Source organism: Neisseria sp. P0021.S007, from assembly GCF_051956855.1.
In genome coordinates this window covers 1-632 of sequence record NZ_JBQCXA010000688.1, presented here as the reverse complement: position 1 = coordinate 632, position 632 = coordinate 1, and the positions used below count along the sequence as shown (strand labels likewise).

The 632-nt window shown below is 52.7% G+C and carries 1 pseudogene; it reads right to left on the bottom strand.

The annotated features are described in order from the left end of the window. Positions 1 to 632 (bottom strand): annotated as a pseudogene (locus ACTHUR_RS15390) (replication-associated recombination protein A); the annotation flags it as partial.

The following is a 632-nucleotide window of genomic DNA, read 5'->3' as shown; positions in this document are numbered from 1 at the left end:
TTCCCCTTCTGGCGAGCCTAAGCGCTCATAAGTAGCGGCAGCATCATTGGCAATCGTTAAAGCACGCGGATCGGCCAAGCCGATATCTTCCCATGCCATGCGGACAATGCGGCGGGCAAGATAGCGCGGGTCAGTACCGCCGTCGAGCATACGGCAGAACCAATACAATGCCGCGTTAGGATGCGAACCGCGCACGGATTTGTGCAGGGCGGAGATTTGGTTGTAGAAACTCTCACCGCCTTTGTCGAAACGGCGGATTTGCGCGCCCAAACTATCAGCAAGGAATTCGGCGGTTAAGGTTTTCAGACGGCGTGTATTAGCAGCGCGTAAAAGCTGCTCGATCAAGTTCAACAATCTGCGCGCATCGCCGTCGGCAGTATTGACGAGCAGCTCCTGCGCATCTGCTTCAATCGTAAAACCTTGGTATTCGGGCAAAGCCAATACTTTGGCAATCAGCTTCTTCAGGTCGTCTGAAGACAAGGATTGCAAAACATACACCTGCGCCCTGCTGAGCAATGCCGGATTGACTTCAAATGACGGGTTTTCCGTGGTAGCGCCGATAAAGGTTAATAAACCGCTTTCGACATAAGGCAAAAATGCGTCCTGTTGCGCTTTGTTGAAGCGGTGTACCT